Genomic DNA, 17,286 nt, shown 5'->3' on the forward strand with positions numbered 1-17,286 from the left:
GATAGGTTACTTTGAGGATAGTCCATTTTGTATCCATTGTCAAAAATTTTTGGACGAAACACCCTGTGAAGGAAAGGAAAACGGAGGCACCGCACCGTGGAAAGTCGTTCTTGCATTCCGGAATTGTGCGTGTTAGAATAAAGATAAATTTTGAATGTTGTATTTATTTTGAGGAGGGGAACATGCCGAAGGTCGCCTATTCCGAGGAGGAGCGGGAACAAATCCGGTCAGCGCTTGTGAATACAGGGCTAAAGCTGATGGCTAAGCAGGGCTTTCAGCACACCACCGTGGAGCAGATTTATAAGGCCGTGGGCATTTCCCGTACCTTTTTTTACTCCTTCTTTCCCACAAAGGAGGACCTGATTTTAGAGGTGCTCTATGTCCAGCAGCCGAAGATTCTGGCCTTTTCCCGTTCTTTGATGGAGGACCCATCCCTGAGCTGGCGGGAAGGGGTCCGGCAGTTTATCCATGCCTGCTGTTATGGAGAGCGAAACGGAATCGCGGTTTTGTCGGTTGAGGAGCAGCAGATGATTTTCCGCCGCCTGTCGGAGGAGAGCTGTCGGGTGTTCCGGGAAAAGCAGGTAAGCCTCTTTGGTCACATTTTGGAGTGCTTTGGGATTGAGGCGAGCCGGGAGCGGATTCAGCTCTTTACCAACCTGAGTCTGGCGGTTATGGTGATCCGCCGGGCCATTCCCCAGGCCCTGCCGTTCCTTGTGCCCGAGGCAGCCGATGCCACCGTGGAGATTCAGATCAATACCATTGTGGACTGGCTGGAAAAGATGAAGGGACAGCCCGTCCAGTTGAAATAGTCAGCACAAAATCCGCCCGAACAGTGCGGTTCGGTCCTCTGTTCCGGCGGATTTTAATTTGGCAAAAATAAAAACAAAACTATATAAATGTTTTTATTTATGTGAGCCAGTCAGATGGAACAGGTTGTAGTCTGACTTGCAGAGAATAAAAATTATATTCAGGAGGAAATGACAATGGGATTTTTCAGCAAGCTGTTCAAGGGGCCGGAAGTGGACATGGAAAAGAGCAATGCCAACGCAAAGAAGATGCGGCTGCTGTTCAACCAGGTGGTGGAAAACGGGGATGACTACCGTCTTATCTATGGATATACGGAGGATGTGGCCCGCTTTAACTACGGCTTTGTCCACGGCAGCAAGACCAAAATCGGCAATCTGATTGTGGGCTGGAACGAGGCCAGCCAGACGATTGTGGTGGTGCCCACCGTCCCCGACCTCTCCGGATGTGGGGATCCCACCTATTACCGCCGCAGTGAAATTCTGAAGGCCTATCGGAACAAGTACCCCACCGATGCCTTTATCATCTATCCGGACAAAAAGGGCTACATCGGCATCAACGCCTATGACTGGCTGGAGGATGAGAGCCTCTATGTCTATGTGTCTCAGGAGGAGGAGCTGGCGGCCTTTACCGACTTCTTCCTGAACCACTACGCCACGAAGTGAGAACGCCATGCCGCTGAAAGAATTGGGGGCACTTTTGCTCCTGCTGGTGGTCGTGTTTGCCCTGGGAAATCTCTGGTTTCACATGGTGGAAGGGGTATTGGGCCGCATCAAGGGGCTGTTTCTGCGCCGAAAGGAGCCACCCGCATGGCACCCTCTCCCGTCGGAGGAGGAAAACCAGGACCACTGACCTGGAACAAGGATAAAAAGCCCGCAGCACAGGCTGCGGGCTTTTTTGTGCCTTGCGGGGTGTAACATCATATCCGCGCAGCAGAAGACGATTCCATGCAGAGGCAATCCCGAAAAATTGCCACGGAGGGGTGCAGATAGGGGCTGGGGCGGTAGGCAAACCCGATGTTTCGGATGCACTCAGGCTTGAGGGGCTTTTTGACCACCTGAAATCGGTTGGTGTCCACCACCAGGTCGTGGAGAAGGCTGACGCCCAGTCCGCTTTCCACCATGGAGAGAATGGCGTAGTCATCGCTGACCTCATAAGCCAGGTTGGGCTGAACGGAGGAGCTTTGAAAATAGAGGGAGATCTCGTTGTCCGCGTACTCCTTCAGACGGATGAAGGTCTCCTGAGGCAGCTGTTCAATGGGGAAGAAGGGGGCGTCGGCATAGGGGTGCTGAGGAGGAAGCACGGCCATGAGCCGGTCCTGTGTAATCTCGCGGACCACAAAATCGGAGTGGACCGGCAGGCGTACAAATCCGCAGTCAATCTCACCAGTTTTCAACCACTCCTCGATTTCCTGGTACTCTCCGTTTTTCAAAAAGACCTCCGTGTTTCCGCACTGCGCTTTGAACCGCTTGAGCGCCTTGGGGAGCAGACCGGCGGATACGCTGGCAAATACACCGATGCGCAGGGTACGGGGGCGATCCTGGTGAAAGCCCGCAATTTCGTCTGTGATCAGGTCCTGCAACTGGCAGATGCGGGCAATCTGCGGGGCAAGCTGGCGGGCCTCACGAGTGGGTGTCACCCCCTGTTTGCTCCGGATGAACAGTTCCATCTCCCATTCGTGCTCCAGTTCGGCGATCATTTTGCTGACAGCCGATTGGGTATAGTTCAGTGCTTCCGCGGCCTCGGTAATGGAGCCGTACTCCAGACAGAGCAAAAAAGCCCGATACTTCCGTGTGTTCATACATTCCATTTCCTCATAACAAATATAAATATTATTCCATTTTAATGTGTCTGGCTTTATGATATCATGACACCAGGAAAAACACAAGGAGTGAGCACAATGTATCATCTGTCCAGCCACCATTTTGTAACAGCCATGAGTGCGGAAAATTCCCCTGCCGTGACCGTGGAGAGCGGCGACGTTTTGTTGGTGGAAACGCTGGATTGCTTCGGCAACCGATTTTACCGGACGGAGCAGCAGGAGGGGGAGCCCGCCGCAGACAACCCCGCCACCGGCCCTATTTTGATCCGTCAGGCGGAGCGGGGGGACACTCTCAAGGTGGATATTCTGAAGATCAATATCGCCTCACAGGCGGTGATTGAGCAGATTGCAGGCAAGGGATGCCTGGGAAAACTGGTGGAGGAGGATGCCTTCAAAATTGTACCCGTGGAGCAGGGCCATGTGCGCCTGGGTGACCTGGATATTGCCGTGCGCCCCATGATCGGGGTCATCGGTACGGCTACGCCGGAGTGTACCTCCACTCTGACACCGGGAGCCCACGGGGGCAATATGGACTGCTCCAACATCACAGAGGGGTCCACGGTGTATCTCCCCGTGCTGGAGGATGGAGGCTATCTGGCGCTGGGCGATCTTCACGCGGTGATGGCCGATGGGGAGATCGGATACAGCGGGGCGGAGGTCTGTGGTTCTGTGCTCCTCCGGGTGACGGTGCTGAAGCACGTCTGCCTGCAGTACCCGGTGGTCAAGGAGGGGGCGTACTATTATTTCATTGCCTCGGCGGACAGCCTGGACGAGGCGGCGGAAAAGGCATCCCTCCAGCTGGCGGAGTATCTGACGGAGTATGGGGGAATGACATCTTCCGAGGCGGTGATGGCGCTGAATCTGATTGGCAGTCTGGGAATCTGTCAGGCGGTCAACCCCCAGAAGACGGTCAAGCTTCAAATTCACGAGAGCTGGCTGAAGCACCGCTTTCTTGCTGCCTGTCCGGTGTGATGGACGGCATATTCAGACAGAAAAGGATCTCTGAGCGCCGATAGAACCGTAGAACCATTTATATACAGCCCTCATCACGTCTCTGGACCGGAACGGAAGTGCAGACGGTGCAAGGAAATGAGGCGTGGTGGCTGGAAGAAGCAAAATGCCCTCCGGGAGATTTCCAGGAGGGCATTCTGGTTGGCTTGTAGGTTGGAGAGTCCCAGACGTTCAGGCCCCTGCCTGCTGGATTTCGGTCCCGGCGGTCAGATCCAGACCCCGGTCGCCGATTTCCACCGACCCGTCTTTCAGGGACAGGAAGGGGGAGAACTCTACGGTCTCATCCTCCCAGGTCAGGCGGATGGTAGCGTCGGCGAAGATATCACTGGCGTTGCACTGGAGCAGGAAGGGCTGGCAGTCCGGATCCCGGTAGATGAGAATGGGCTCGGAAGTGTCAAAGTCGTTGCGGTACAGGGACAGCTCCATGCCGGAGTACCGGGGAATAATCAGGTAGTAATCCCCGGAGGAGAGATAATGGACAGGAAGCTCATCGCTGTCCAGATACTGCTGCACATAGTAGTCCAGATCCTCAATTTGCTGATACCCCAGATAGGCGGCAGCGTAGAGCTGTCCCTCGGTAAAAGGGATGGCCTCCCGATGGCTGGATTGGGGCTGGGCGGAGCAGCCGGCGAACAGCCCCAGCAAAACCAACAGGGACAGGGTGCAGAAGATAGCTCTGTTTCGCTTCATCACGTTGTCCTCCCTTACGATGGGCCCACAGAGAGCGGGCTTTTCCATACAGTATGCCCTTCTTTAAGTGGGGTGTGTCCTCAGTATAGCAGATGAGACATGCGTAGGGAAGCCGTTCCGGGAGAAAAAAGAATGGGAGACAGAGAGAAAGAAACGAAGCTGCTACCTGGCAGCTGAGGCCGTTTCCAGTGCCCGCAGGATCCGGAATTCCCTGACCACAAAAAACACAGAGACCACAAAGGCGATAAAGTCGGCAATCGGCCCGGCCAGCAACACGCCAAAGATGCCAAGCCGCAGGGGCAGCAGCAGAATCAGCGGAATGAGGAAAAATACCTGCCGGGTCAGGGACAGCAGCAGACCTTTCAGAGCTTTCCCGATGGCGGTGAAGAAGTTGGAGGAGAGCAGCTGCACGCCGTTGACCAGCACCATAAAGAGGAAGGTGCGCATAAACAGAATAGCAAATTCAAAGTAGAGCGGATCCCCGTCGCCGAAGAGAGAGATAATGGGACCGGGGCAGAACTGAAACAGGCAGAATCCAACCGCTGAGACAACGAAATTCCACTTGATGGCCAGCAGGAACGCCTGCCGCACCCGGTCATATTTTCCAGCGCCATAGTTGAAGCCGATGATGGGCTGCACGCCCTGAGAAATTCCGACGATGATGGAGAGAAGAATGGCGTTGGTTTTCATGACAATGCCGCAGGCCGCCAGGGGGATTTCCTTGCCGTAGGCAGAGAGGGCACCATAATAGGTGAGGGAGTTGTTGAGTACGATCTGGACCAATGTGATGGCCACCTGATTGATGCAGCTGCTGATGCCCATATAGAGGGTGACCAGGTTGTCCCGGAAGTCCAGCCGGAAGCAGGAACGGGTCAGTTGGACCGTCCGGAACCGCCACAGATACCGCAGTGCCAGGGCGAAGGAGAGAAGCTGTCCCAGAATGGTGGCCAGAGCGGCGCCGAATACGTCCCAGTCCAGAAGAAAAATAAAAATGGGGTCCAAGATGGTGTTGACGATGGCTCCGGCCACCATGCAGAGCATGGAGTATCTGGGGCTGCCGTCTGCCCGGATCAGGTTGCTGATGCCGTTGGTGAGGATGAGGAAGGGCATTCCAAGCAACACCACTCCGGCATACTGCCGGGCGAAGGGCAGGACTTCCTCCGTGGCGCCGAACACCCGCAGCAGGGGAGTGAGGAAAAGTTCTCCGCAGATGAGATAGAGAAATCCGGCCCCCATCATCAGCACAATTCCGTTTCCCACCAGCCGGGCGGCGTGTTCCGGCTCTTTCTTGCCCAGGTAGAGGGAAAAACGGGCGGCACTGCCTATGCCCAGCAGCAGAGAGATGGCCAGACAAATGGTGGACAGGGGGTAAGAGACGTTGGTGGCGGCGTTGCCCAAATAGCCCACGCCCTGGCCGATGAAGATCTGGTCCACAATGTTATAAAGGGAGCTGACCAGCGTGGCGGTGATGCTGGGAATGGCAAAGCCTTTCAGCAATTTGGAAATGTTCTCGTATGCCAGTGGATTTTCAGCCATCAAACTCATCCTCCGTCCGTACCACGCCCTGTTTGGCCGCAATCTCCCTGCCAACCTGAAGCAGCGTACGTTGAAAATCGGCGCTGGCCTGTGCCGTCAGACCCTCCAACAGGGCCGCTTCCGTCTCTTCGCAGGCAGTCCGAACCTGACCGGCAATGGCCAGAGCCCGCTCCGTAGGGTAGAGCAGCCAGGTGCGCTTGTCCTGCTGGCTGGGGGTGCGGGTCAAAAAGCCCTTTTTCTCCAGCGCCGCCACCATGCGCACAATGTTGCTGGGGTGAACATAGACGCTGTCCAACAGGGAGTCCTGAGAAATTCCCGGCTGGTCACAGACTTTTAAAAGATACATATGTTGACTGCTGTTGAGTCCCAGCGGAGCCAGCCGCTCATCCAAATAGGATTTGGCAAACCGGTCTGCCACAGACAACCACTTCAGCAATTTCATGAAACTCGCCTCCTGTCGCCGTCTAGCATACAATAAAATGCGTGCGCACGCAATAATTAAAACGACGATTTTTCTCAATCTTTTTGGCCGCTCCATGCGCGTCTTTTCCGAGCCCGTCTGGTGCGCCGGGAGAAGGTAAGACCACACGGCTGTGGCCGGTTCCAGCATCCAGAGAGGTTAAGAAGACAGCATAAAAACGCCCCGTATCGTGCCTGGACGGCCGATACGGGACGTTTCTTGAAATAAAAGTGAGGGCTGAGATGGTTATGCCTCTGTGTGTGCCAGCCAGACAAAGCCGTAGGGGAAGAGCTCCACATGGCTGAGATCCTCAAAATGGCCGCCGTAAACGAGCTCATCGAAGGCGCCGGTCTCCGGACTGGAGACGGTGACAAACTCCTGGCTGAAGTTGAACAGGGCAATCAGCTTGCGGCCGTTGTACCAGCGCCCCACACCCAATACGTGGGAGTTTCCGGTGTCGAAGGTCCATACGTCAGCCCGGGGATCGAAGGCGGACTCTTCCGCCCGCAGCTGTTCCAGACGGCGCAGGCCCATGAACTGCTTGCCCTGGCGGGTGTCCGGGTCGTGGCGCAGCTGGGCCAGGTCCCACTGGAAGGCTCCACGGTGAAGGTACCGGCTGTCCGCGCGCTTCTCGTCGTCCTGATGGTAGGAGTAGTCGTTGAGCTGCCCCACCTCGTCGCCGCTGTATAGAACGGGGATTCCGCTCTGGGTGAGCATCCAGGCGTGGAGCATCAGATCGCAGGCGATGGAGCGCTCCAGCTTGAAGGGGTCCTTCTCGAAGTCGGCTGCCTCCACGCCGCACAGGGAGGCGGTGGTACCGCACAGGCGGGCATCCCCCAGACGGGGATCGTCGTTGTAAAGCTCGCCCCGGCTCTCACTGCCCGGCCATCTTCCAATGAACCAGTCGTTGAGGTACTTTTTGTGGGCCACCTCGTTGGTGCCGAAGTGCTCCCCCAGCCAGGGATAGTCCAGCCCCCAGCCGATGTCGTCGTGGCAGCGCAGGTAATTCAGGAAGAGGAAATCCCGGGGCAGGGCGGAGACAATGTCCATCTGGTGCCGCAGGAGGGAGACATCTCCCGTGGCCAGAGTGTGCCAGGTGGTGGCCATAGTGGTGACGTTGTAGAGCATGTGGCACTCGGGTTTGTCCTGGGTGCCGAAGTAGGGAACCACCTTGGCGGGCTCCATCACAACCTCACCCAGCAGCAGAACACTGGGACAGACAATTTCGCAGACCATGCGCATCATCCGCACCAGGGTGTGCACCTGGGGGAGGTTTCGGCAGTTGGTGCCCAGCTCCTTCCAGATGTAGGGGACAGCGTCCAGGCGAATGATGTCAATGCCCCGGTTGGCCAGGTAGAGGAGATTTTCCGTCATGTCGTTGAAGACCATGGGGTTGGCGTAATTGAGGTCCCACTGATAGGGATAGAAGTTGGTCATCACCACCTGCTGGCAGTCGGGAAGCCAGGTGAAGCTGCCCGGAGCGGTAGTGGGGAACACCTGAGGAACGGTCTTTTCAAATTCCCGGGGAATATCCCAGTTGTCGTAGAAGAAGTAGCGCTCCCGGTAGCCGGGTTCCCCGGCCCGGGCCTTCCGAGCCCACTCGTGGTCCTCACTGGTGTGATTCATCACGAAGTCCAGGCACAGGCTGATGTCCTTCGCCCGGCAGGCGTCGGCCAGGTACTCCAGGTCCTCCATGGTGCCCAGCTCCGGCTCCACGGTCCGGAAATCAGCGACGGCGTACCCGCCGTCGCTGCGGCCCTTGGGGCTTGCAAGAAGGGGCATCAGGTGGAGATAGTTGACGCCGCACTCCTCCAGGTAGGGCAGCTTCTCCCGCACGCCGTTGAGGGTGCCGGCAAAGGCGTTGGTGTAAAGCATCATACCCAGCAGGTCCCGGCGGCGGTACCAGTCGGGATCGGCCTCCCGGCGGGCATCCTGGGCCCGCAGGTCTTCCTTTCGCTCTGCCCAGCTCCGGCGGAGCATGTTCACAAAGTAATCAAAGGCATTCAGGTCGCCGTGGTAGAGCTCGCAGTAGAGCCACTTGAGCTCGTCGTAGTGCCGGGCCAGCCGCTGGTCAAAGACCGGATCGGCGGCCGCGGTCACCTTGGATGCTTCGGTGGTCTCCTCTGCCTTGGCAGCGCGGCTCTGAGCCTGCGCCGGCTTTTTATTTGCTCTGGGAGCAGTCTGCTCCCCGATGGATTTTTTGGTTCTCATTGGGTCTCCTCCTTTAGTCCTCCAGCTCCGCCAGAGTGGGCATGGCGGGAATGGCGCCGCTACGGGAACAGGTTTTGGCCGCCGCCCGGTTGGCAAAGGCCAGAATCGTCTCCAGCTCAGGAGCGGTGAGCTGGTCCAGCGGCGCGTCGCCCCGGCGGGTCAGACGGCTGAGCACGGCACCCAGGAAGGTGTCACCGGCGCCGTTGGTGTCGGCCACCGTGGTGGTTACGCCGGGTACCAGCCCGGTCTTGCCCTGCCAGCGGTAGAAGGCCCCGCCGGCGCCCAGGGTGATGAGCACCAGGCGCACGCCCTTTTCCTCCATGCGGCGGCTGCCCTCTTCGGGGTCCTCCGTGCCGGTGAGAAGGGGCAGCTCCTCGTCGGAGAGCTTGAGAATGTCCACCAGGGGCAGGGGGATGCGCATCCACTCCACGGCCTCCTCCTGACTGCTCCACAGGGCGTCCCGGTAGTTGGGGTCATAGCTCACCAGCACACCATGGGCCCGAGCTTCCCGGGCGGCAAACAGAGTGGCGGAGCGGGCGAGACCGGCAGTGAGGCTCACCGAGCCGAAGTGGAGAATCTTGGCCTGTTCCACCAGACGGGTGTCCACCTCCTCGGGGGTCAGAGCGCTGTCCGCGCCCCGGACAAAGCGGAAGGACCGCTCTCCGGTGGCGGAGACGGTGACCACCGCCATGGTGGTGGGGGCTGTGTCGGTGCGGACACCGGACACATCCACGCCGTTTTCCGCCAGCACGCCGGTGAGGTAGCTGCCGAAGCCGTCCCGGCCTACCTTGCCCAGAAAGGCCGTTTTGGCCCCCAGGCGGGCGGCAGCCACCGCCACGTTGGCGGGAGCGCCGCCGGGGTTGGCAGCGAGAAGGGGAACGTTTTGCGGGGTGGCGCCGGTCTGGGTCAGGTCGATGAGCACCTCGCCGATGGTAGTAATATCCGTCATGGCAAAGCCGCTTCCTTTCTGAAAAGAAGATAAGAATCAGAGGGTATCAATGGCATCAAAACGGCCCTCCAGCTGGGAGCCGAGATCATACACCACGTGACTGAGTACGTATTGTCCCTCGTTAATAAAAATTTCAATTAGGTTGGGGTCCACAAAGATGTCCAGGCGGCAGCTGCCCTCGGGCAGCCGGGGGCTCCGGGCGGTGAGTCGGACCTGGGAGAGCCCGGCAAATACGTCGCTGCGGTCGCCCTCCACCTGGCCGTCCCGCATGCGAATGCGGTAGCCGCCCAGGTTTAGGCAGTCCCCTTCCCGGAGTGTGGTCTGGAGCCGGACGGGCCGGTGGTCCGCCAGGGGGGAGAGGTCGGAAACCGATTTTGTAAAGCAGGCGGACACGTTGGGGTGTACCGGGAAGCAAACCCGGCCATCCCGCACTTCCACCACCCGGGGCAGGCTCATCATGCCGTTCCAGGGGCCGCGGCCATCCCCAAAGTCGGGAGCGGGCTGAGGCATCCGCATCCAGCCCACCAACACCCGGCGGCCCGCCTCATCCAGGGTGCTCTGGGGGGCGTAGAGGTCCAGGCCGTAATCCAGGAAGGAGAGGGGCTCCGCCAGGGTCATCCGGCAGGATTCCGGGTCAAACTCCGCCCGGGCGTACATGGCCTGATCGGAATAGGCCAGACCGTCCGCTGTAATGCCCATGGGGGAGCCGAAGAACAGATAGCCCTCCTCCAGCTTAGCCAGGTCGGGGCACTCCAGAATCCTTCCCAGCTCCGGGGCGGCGTACTGGTTGGCGTAGGTCCAGGTGAGTCCGTCCTCGCTGCGGTAAAAGAGAACGCGCCCCATGGTGCCCCCGCAGGTGCTGCCCAGCACCATGCGGTAGGAGCTGCCCTCCTTCCACACCTTGGGGTCCCGGGTGTCCTTCCGGTCACCCTGGTCCGGGTCTGTAATTACCGGGATAATCTGCTGCTTATCGGTCCAGTTGTCAAAGTGCCGCCCGTCGGGGGAGACCACCATAGCCTGGCTGGTTTCAAACTGGTCACCCTCGGCTATGTGGATGTCCTCCGGCTTGGGCTGGGTATAGCGTACCGCCGAATAGTAGAGATGCATCCGGCCATCCAGCTCCAGAGCGCTGCCGGAGAACACACCATTCTGGTCGTAGTCCTTGGTGGGGAAGAGGGCGACACCCAGGTGCTTCCAGTGGACCAGATCCCGGCTGACCGCATGGCCCCAGTGCATGGTGCCCCAGCGGGGGGCGTAGGGAAAATGTTGGTAAAAGAGGTGGTATTCCCCTTTATAGTAGATAAAACCGTTGGGGTCGTTAATCCAGTTTCCCGGTGCCCGCAGGTGCAGAATATCTTCGGTCAATGTGGTTCACTCCATATCTTGCTGGTCTTTGCATAGGCTGTGTTCCGCCGCTCCATAAAAATCGGGAGCCCCTTAGCAGAGGCTCCCGATGAATAGGCTGCATTGCCGGCCCCATGCCGACAGGGTGGATGGCCTCCATGCAAACATGAATTGTATCACACCGGGAGCGGTTTTGACAGTCCTTATTTCACCGCGCCGGATACTACGCCGCCGATGATCTGCTTCTGGAGGATGACATACAGAATCAGGATGGGGATGACGCACAGCAGAAGGCCTGCCATGATGGTGCCGTAGTCGGCGGAGTAGGTGCCGTAGAAGCTGTAAGTGGACAGAGGCAGGGTGAGCAGCTCCTTATCGGTGAGCACCAGGGAGGGCAGGAGGTAGTCGTTCCAGAAGGCCAGGGAGTTCAGAATGACCATGGTGGAGATGATGGGCTTGAGGAGGGGCAGAACGATCTTGAAGAAGGTCTGAGCATGGGTGCAGCCGTCGATGTAGGCGGCCTCCTCCAACGCGATGGGGATGTTGCCCTTAATAAAGCCATGGAACATAAAGACCGACATGGCCATGGAGAAGCCGGTGTGCATGAAGATCAGGGTGATGCGGTGGTTCAGTACGTTGAGGGTGCCGCCGTAGATGCTCACCAAGGGAATCATGATGGCCTGGAAGGGGATGATCATGGAGGCTACCATGAGAGCAAAGGTAAGCTTGGAGAACTTGTTGTTGTGGCGGACGATGTAATAGGCCAGCATAGCGGCCAGCAGGGTCACCAGAACGGTGGCGGAGACGGTGACGATGAGGGAGTTTTTAAAGGCGTTGAGGAAGTCCATCTGGGTAAAGGCCTTGACGAAGTTGTCGAAGGACAGGCCCTTGATGGTGAAGAGCCAGGAGAAGGGGCTCTTGATGATGTCCCGCTTTTCCTTCATGGAGTTGATGACCACCATGATGAAGGGGAACATGTAGGCGATGAAGATGATGATGAGGCCGGCCATAGCCAGGGCGTTGGTTACCTTGCGCTTGGTGCCGCCGATGGAAGAGTTGTTCATTATGCCTCGACCTCCTGTCTCTTGGTGATATACACCTGGATGCCGCTGATGATGGCTACGATGACGAACAGAATGAGGGCTTCCGCCTGGCCTACGCCGAACTGACGGGAGGTGAAGGCCTTCTCATACACGTGCATGGCGGCCATTTCCGTGGTGCCGTAGGGAGCACCGGCGGTCAGGGAGAGGTTGACGTCGTACACCATGAAGGCTCTGGAAAGGGTGAGGAAGAGGCAGATGGTGATGGAGGACATCATGAGGGGGAGGATGATGCTCTTCAGCTTCACCCAGCCGGTGGCACCGTCAATGCTGGCGGCCTCCATCACGTCCTGGTTAAGGCCCATAAAGCCGGCCACGTAGATGAGGATCATGTAGCCGGACAGCTGCCACACGGAGACCAGCACCAGAGCGGCAAAGGCCAGACTGGGGTCGGACAGCCAGGAGCTCTCAAAGAGGCTCCAGCCGGTGGCCTCGCCCACGCCCACAAACACGCGGGAGAACACGAACTGCCAGATGTAGCCGAGAACCAGGCCGCCGATGAGGTTGGGGGTGAAGAAGCCGGCCCGGAAGAAGTTCTGGCCCTTGATGCCGCGGGTCAGCAGGTAAGCGATGCCGAAGGCCAGCACATTGACGATAATGACCACAAAGATGACGTACTTGAAGGTCAGCAGCAGGGAGGACCAGAACTGGGTGTCCTTCAGCACGCTGGCAAAGTTGTCAAACCACACGAAGTTTTTGACGGAAGACACGCCGTTCCAGTCCGTCAAAGTGAGATACACGCCGTAAAGAAATGGGATGATGACCACGGCAAAGAAGCAGAACATACCGGGCAGCGCGAAGCCGCAGAAATCTTTCCCTCCGCTTTTTCTTTTCATTTCAGCTCCTCCTCCTTATTGCTGCTGGGCCCAGTAGTCCTCGATGGAGGCGATGAGCTCAGCTCGATCGCTGCGCTGGGCCAGGTACTTCTGCATGGCGGCGCCGAGGACGGACCAATGGTCGTTGGGGACGATGGCGGAGGCGTTGAAGGCGGCTCCGTCGTGCACGTGATTGTAGATGTCACGGCTGAGCGGATCGGAAGGCTCATAGGGGTTATTCTGGAAGGGGGGAATAATGTTGCAGGTCTTGACCAGCATCTGCTGGCCGATTTCGCTGTAAACGATCCAGTTCAGGAACTCCTTGGAAGCGGCCAGCTGCTTCTCCGTAGCCACCACGCCGTCCAGCATCACCTGCTTGGAGGGGGAGGCCTGAATCTGACAGTTCACAAAGTCGTCGGGGTCGTTGTTCATGAAGTAAGGCAGGAAGCCGTACGCGTCATCCTTCTCCGCATCGGCGTCCTCCAGGTTGGGCCAGGCCCAGTTGCCGTTGAACCAGAAGGCGGTCTTGCCGTCCACCAGGTCGATGGCCATCTCGTCGTAGTCGGCGCCCAGGGGGTCGCTGGCGGCCACATTGTACTTCATCAGCACATCGAACATATCCAGGAACTGGGACATACGGTCGTAGGTGGTGAGATCCAGCTGACCAGCCTTAATCTGCTCAATAACCTCAGCCGCTCCGGCAGAGGTGCCGTCGTAGGTCTCATAGATGTACTGCAGGTGGTGGGCACCCAGGGACCAGTCCTCCATGGCCAGGGAGACGGGGTGCTCCATGCCGGCCTCCACCAGACGGTCCAGCAGGGCGACGAAGTCGTCCAGCGTCCGGATGGAGGCGGGGTCGAAGGTCTCACCCAGGGTGTCTTCGATGACCTGCTTGTTGTAGATAATGCCGCGGCCCTCGATACACAGGGGGAAGCTATATACCTTGCCGTTGACCTCGGTGAGGTAGCCCTCAGCCTCCTTCAGCCAGGCCTCGTTGGACAGGTCGGCCGCCTTTTCCTCGGCCAGGGCGATGACGTCGGTGGTGTCCAGGATGGACATGGTGGGCGGATTGCCCGAGTTGTAGAGGCTGACAACCTTGGTGTAGGGGGAGTCGCCGTCGGTGACCGGCATGACCTCCACGTGGACGCCGGACTTCTTTTCGAACTCCGCGCTCATCTCCACCAGGGCGTTTTGGATCTCAGCCTTGGAGTTGAGCAGCGTGATGCTGGTCCCCTCCAGGGAGGGATCATACCGGAAGGTGTCAACTGAGGTGTCAATGGGTTCCGCCTCATCCACCTGGTTGGGGTCGTCCGGATTGCTTGCAAACCCGAACCGGACTCCGCTGACAGCTGCTGCGGTCAGGGCGCCCAGCGCCACAACCACAATCAGCACGGATACGATCGCTTTTTTCATGATCAATCCTCCTGCTCCTAAAAAATCAACAAAACACAAGATGGAACCGGTTACTTTGGGGTTATATTAACACTTTGTGAACGGATACGTCAATCGTTTGTGGGCAAATAACCGAACTTTGTAAATAATAGCTGATTTGCTTTGGTCACAATTATACACATTTCACAAGGACGGGGGAAGCCCTTGTGGTTGTGCAATTGCGTCCTTTCTGATATAATGGCGAAAACATGCCCGGCGCGGAAAATGCCGGCGGAACAGGGGCACTGCTATGGAATCCAAAAAGAAGATTACCTTCGATGACATCGCAAGGTACACCAATTTTTCCAAGACAACCATCTCCAGGTATTTCAACAACCCGGATTCCCTGGCACCGGAGAGCCAGCGGATTATTTCCGAGGCGCTGGCCAAGCTAGACTACAAAGAGAACAAGGTGGCCCGCATCCTGGCCAACGGCCAGACGGAGTTTATCGGCATTATCCTGCCGGAGTTTTACCACCGGTTCTTCTCTGAGGTCCTCAATCAGATTCTCTCCACTTATGAGACCTACGGCTATAAATTTCTGGTGTTCGTGGGCAACCGGAATGAGGAGAGTGAGCGGCGGTACATTCAGGAGCTGATGGCCTATCAGATCGAGGGAATGCTGGTCCTCAGCCACACCATCTCCTCGGAGGAACTGGCCCAGCTGCAGATCCCCATTGTCACGATGGAACGTGAGGACAGCCAGGTGTGCAGCGTCAATACGGACAACTATTCCGGCGGTTATCAGGCTGCGGGGCTGCTGGACGAGCACGGCTGCGACGTACTCATCCATATCAATTCGCCCACGGATCCCCATATTCCGGCTTATGGACGAATTACGGGCTTTCAGGACTACTGCAGCGAGCATGGGCTTCGGCATGAGGTCATGTTCCGCCCGGTGGACCGCTCCCACGAGGAGGACCAGGCCATTCTCGAGGATATTATCAGCACCCTGGAGGAGCAGTACCAGGGCCAGAAGAAGGGCATTTTCCTCTCCAACGATACCCTGGCCAGCACCCTTCTGAATCTGCTGTTCCGGAAGTACGGGCATCTGCCCGAGGACTACCGCATTGTGGGCTTTGATAACTCCCCGGCATCCCGGGAGGCCATCATCCCCATCAGTACGGTGGGACAGCAGGTGGATAAGCTGGCCCAGGAGGCGGTGCGCCTGGTGGTGGAGCAGATCAATGCCCGGAAAGAGGGGCGGTTCCACCCGGGCAAAAAGCCGGTACACAAGATCATCGATCCGGTTCTCATCCGCCGGGAGTCCACGGAAGGACGGAGCGCGGATACCTGAGAAGCTTGTCTCATTTTATGACATTTCCTTTGACGGTATGACAAGGAAACACAGCGGAACAAAATGACGTCCCGGGATCACGCAGGAATCCCGGGGCGTCATTTTGTGTTTTATTTTGCATCCAGTGCCCAGACAGCGGCTTGCCAGGGCTCCAGGGTCATGGGTCCGGGAGCGGCGGGAGCTTCCGCCCAGTTGGCGATGAGGAGGCGAGCCTTTTGACCGGCCAGTTCCTTCGGGGGAACGAAGGAAGCCGGGGTGCCGGAGAGGTTGCACACCACCAGGAGCGTTTTACCCTCCAGGGTGCGGGTGTAGGCAAAAAGTTGGGGGTCGTCGGGCAGAATCAGCTGATAGCTGCCGTAGACGATGAGGTCCCGGTCGGGGGAAGTGCGGCGCAGAGCGATAAGCTTCTGGTAGTAGCGGAAGACGGAATCCGCCCGGCCAAGCTGCTCCCTGGCGTTAATCTGGGTGTAGTTGGGGTTGACCATGATCCAGGGGGTGCCGGTGGTAAAACCGGCGTTGGAGGAGTCATCCCACTGGAAGGGGGTCCGGGCGTTGTCCCGGCTCTTGTAGGCGATGGCCTCCAGCAGCTCCCCGGCGGGGAGCACGCCCCGGGCGGTCAGGTCATGGTAGGCGTTGATGGACTCCAGGTCCCGGTAATTCTCAATGGGGCCAAAGGGCACGTTGGTCATGCCAAGCTCCTCTCCCTGGTAGACATAGGGGGTGCCCTGCATCATGTGCAGGCAGGTGGCGATGCACTTGGCCGAACGCTCCCGCCACTGGGGAGAGTCGTCCCCCAGCCGGGAGACGATGCGGGGTTGGTCGTGGTTGCAGAAGTAGAGGCTGTTCCAGGCCACCCCGTCCAGCTCGTTCTGCCACCGGGAGAGCAGCTTTTTCAGGGCCACCAGATCGATCTTCCGGGTGCTCCACTTGCCCAGAATGGCGTCGCCGCCGTCCAGATCCACGTGCTCAAACTGGAACACCATGTTGAGCTCGGTGCCCTGGGCATTGGCGTACTGCTTGGCCTGGTCGATGGTCACCCCGGCGCACTCGCCCACGGTGAGCAGGTCGTAGCGGGAGAGCACTTTCCGGCGCATCTCCTGGAGGTACTCGTGGACGTGGGGGCCGTTGCAGCAGCCCAGATTGCAGGAGGCGTAGGGGGCACCTCCGGTAGGCATATCGGGCAGGCCCTCCTGCTTGGAGATCATGGAGATGACGTCCATACGGAAGCCGTCGATGCCCTTGTCGCACCACCAGGTCATCATGTCAAACACCGCCTGGCGGACCTGGGGATTGTCCCAGTTCAGGTCGGGCTGCTTGGGGGAGAAGCAGTGGAGGTAGTACATCCCCGTGGCCTCGTCCTTTGTCCAGGCCGGGCCGGAAAAGGCGGAGCCCCAGTTGTTGGGCTCCTTTCCGTCTTTGCCCTCCCGCCAGATGTAGAAGTCCCGCTTGGGGCTGTCCTTGGACTGACGGCTCTCCACAAACCAGGAATGCTCGTCGGAGGTGTGGTTGACCACCAGGTCCATGACAATTTTCAGTCCCCGGGCGTGGGCCTCGGCCAGCAGGCGGTCGAAGTCCTCCATGGTGCCGAACTCGTCCATGATGGCCTGGTAGTCGCTGATGTCGTAGCCGTTGTCGTCATTGGGGGAGCGGTACACCGGGGAGAGCCAGATGACGTTGACGCCCAGCTCCTTGATGTAGTCCAGCTTGCTGGTGATGCCGGGCAGATCGCCGATGCCGTCTCCGTTGGAATCGCAGAAGCTGCGGGGGTAAATCTGGTAGATGACGCTCTCTTTCCACCATGCCTTGTTCATGTCGA

Annotated in this window: 16 protein-coding genes; 5 read left to right on the plus strand and 11 right to left on the minus strand. The window is 58.4% G+C overall.

Annotation, left to right across the window (positions count from 1 at the left end; genetic code table 11):
- Window positions 1-182: 182 nt before the first annotated feature.
- The 3 genes from AC3YUO_RS06100 (at window position 183) to AC3YUO_RS06110 (ending at window position 1,656) form a co-directional block, all read left to right on the plus strand.
- Window positions 183-809, plus strand: coding sequence for a TetR/AcrR family transcriptional regulator (locus AC3YUO_RS06100; protein ID WP_489962142.1), 627 nt, complete (start codon window positions 183-185; stop codon window positions 807-809).
- A gap of 174 nt (window positions 810-983) precedes the next feature.
- Complete coding sequence (locus AC3YUO_RS06105; protein WP_489962143.1) at window positions 984-1,469, plus strand: hypothetical protein; 486 nt, start codon at window positions 984-986, stop codon at window positions 1,467-1,469.
- 7 nt (window positions 1,470-1,476) lie between these two features.
- Window positions 1,477-1,656 (plus strand): hypothetical protein, encoded by a 180-nt coding sequence (locus tag AC3YUO_RS06110; protein ID WP_489962144.1) that lies wholly within the window; start codon window positions 1,477-1,479, stop codon window positions 1,654-1,656.
- A gap of 67 nt (window positions 1,657-1,723) precedes the next feature.
- Here AC3YUO_RS06110 and AC3YUO_RS06115 read toward each other — a convergent pair whose 3' ends face one another.
- Window positions 1,724-2,605: a LysR family transcriptional regulator gene (locus AC3YUO_RS06115; protein WP_489962145.1), complete on the minus strand. Its 882-nt coding sequence runs from the start codon at window positions 2,603-2,605 to the stop codon at window positions 1,724-1,726.
- Between the two features lie 99 nt (window positions 2,606-2,704).
- Here AC3YUO_RS06115 and AC3YUO_RS06120 point away from each other — a divergent pair, with 99 nt between their 5' ends.
- On the plus strand, window positions 2,705-3,598 hold the full coding sequence (locus AC3YUO_RS06120) for an acetamidase/formamidase family protein (protein ID WP_489962146.1): 894 nt from the start codon (window positions 2,705-2,707) through the stop codon (window positions 3,596-3,598).
- A 210-nt stretch (window positions 3,599-3,808) separates the two neighbouring features.
- Here AC3YUO_RS06120 and AC3YUO_RS06125 read toward each other — a convergent pair whose 3' ends face one another.
- From AC3YUO_RS06125 to AC3YUO_RS06165, 9 genes are all read right to left on the minus strand, one after another.
- Window positions 3,809-4,327: a hypothetical protein gene (locus AC3YUO_RS06125; protein WP_489962147.1), complete on the minus strand. Its 519-nt coding sequence runs from the start codon at window positions 4,325-4,327 to the stop codon at window positions 3,809-3,811.
- Window positions 4,328-4,489: 162 nt separating this feature from the next.
- Window positions 4,490-5,863, minus strand: coding sequence for an MATE family efflux transporter (locus AC3YUO_RS06130; RefSeq protein ID WP_489962148.1), 1,374 nt, complete (start codon window positions 5,861-5,863; stop codon window positions 4,490-4,492).
- Entirely contained in the window at window positions 5,856-6,305 is a 450-nt protein-coding gene (locus tag AC3YUO_RS06135; protein WP_489962149.1) for a MarR family transcriptional regulator, read from the minus strand. Before AC3YUO_RS06135 ends, AC3YUO_RS06130 begins: the two co-directional genes overlap by 8 nt.
- Before the next feature lie 264 nt (window positions 6,306-6,569).
- Window positions 6,570-8,534 carry an alpha-amylase family protein gene (locus AC3YUO_RS06140; RefSeq protein ID WP_489962150.1) on the minus strand — a complete coding sequence of 655 codons (1,965 nt, stop codon included), beginning with the start codon at window positions 8,532-8,534 and terminating at the stop codon, window positions 6,570-6,572.
- A 13-nt stretch (window positions 8,535-8,547) separates the two neighbouring features.
- On the minus strand, window positions 8,548-9,483 hold the full coding sequence (locus AC3YUO_RS06145) for a carbohydrate kinase family protein (protein ID WP_489962151.1): 936 nt from the start codon (window positions 9,481-9,483) through the stop codon (window positions 8,548-8,550).
- A 36-nt stretch (window positions 9,484-9,519) separates the two neighbouring features.
- Window positions 9,520-10,848 carry a glycoside hydrolase family 32 protein gene (locus tag AC3YUO_RS06150; RefSeq protein ID WP_489962152.1) on the minus strand — a complete coding sequence of 443 codons (1,329 nt, stop codon included), beginning with the start codon at window positions 10,846-10,848 and terminating at the stop codon, window positions 9,520-9,522.
- A gap of 182 nt (window positions 10,849-11,030) precedes the next feature.
- The gene (locus AC3YUO_RS06155; protein WP_489962153.1) at window positions 11,031-11,891 is read right to left on the minus strand and encodes a carbohydrate ABC transporter permease; all 861 of its coding nucleotides are present in this window, start codon (window positions 11,889-11,891) and stop codon (window positions 11,031-11,033) included.
- Complete coding sequence (locus tag AC3YUO_RS06160) at window positions 11,891-12,763, minus strand: carbohydrate ABC transporter permease (RefSeq protein ID WP_489962154.1); 873 nt, start codon at window positions 12,761-12,763, stop codon at window positions 11,891-11,893. The genes AC3YUO_RS06155 and AC3YUO_RS06160 overlap by 1 nt, the downstream gene beginning before the upstream one ends.
- A gap of 15 nt (window positions 12,764-12,778) precedes the next feature.
- Window positions 12,779-14,155 carry an ABC transporter substrate-binding protein gene (locus AC3YUO_RS06165; protein WP_489962155.1) on the minus strand — a complete coding sequence of 459 codons (1,377 nt, stop codon included), beginning with the start codon at window positions 14,153-14,155 and terminating at the stop codon, window positions 12,779-12,781.
- Window positions 14,156-14,423: 268 nt separating this feature from the next.
- Here AC3YUO_RS06165 and AC3YUO_RS06170 point away from each other — a divergent pair, with 268 nt between their 5' ends.
- Window positions 14,424-15,470, plus strand: a complete 1,047-nt coding sequence (locus tag AC3YUO_RS06170) for a LacI family DNA-binding transcriptional regulator (RefSeq protein WP_489962156.1) — start codon at window positions 14,424-14,426, stop codon at window positions 15,468-15,470.
- Between the two features lie 110 nt (window positions 15,471-15,580).
- On the opposite strand, the gene AC3YUO_RS06175 is transcribed toward AC3YUO_RS06170, so the two are convergent.
- Window positions 15,581-17,281, minus strand: coding sequence for a glycoside hydrolase family 13 protein (locus AC3YUO_RS06175; RefSeq protein ID WP_489962157.1), 1,701 nt, complete (start codon window positions 17,279-17,281; stop codon window positions 15,581-15,583).
- Window positions 17,282-17,286: the final 5 nt, after the last annotated feature.

Source organism: Pseudoflavonifractor sp. HNCC25GI2, from assembly GCF_058136395.1.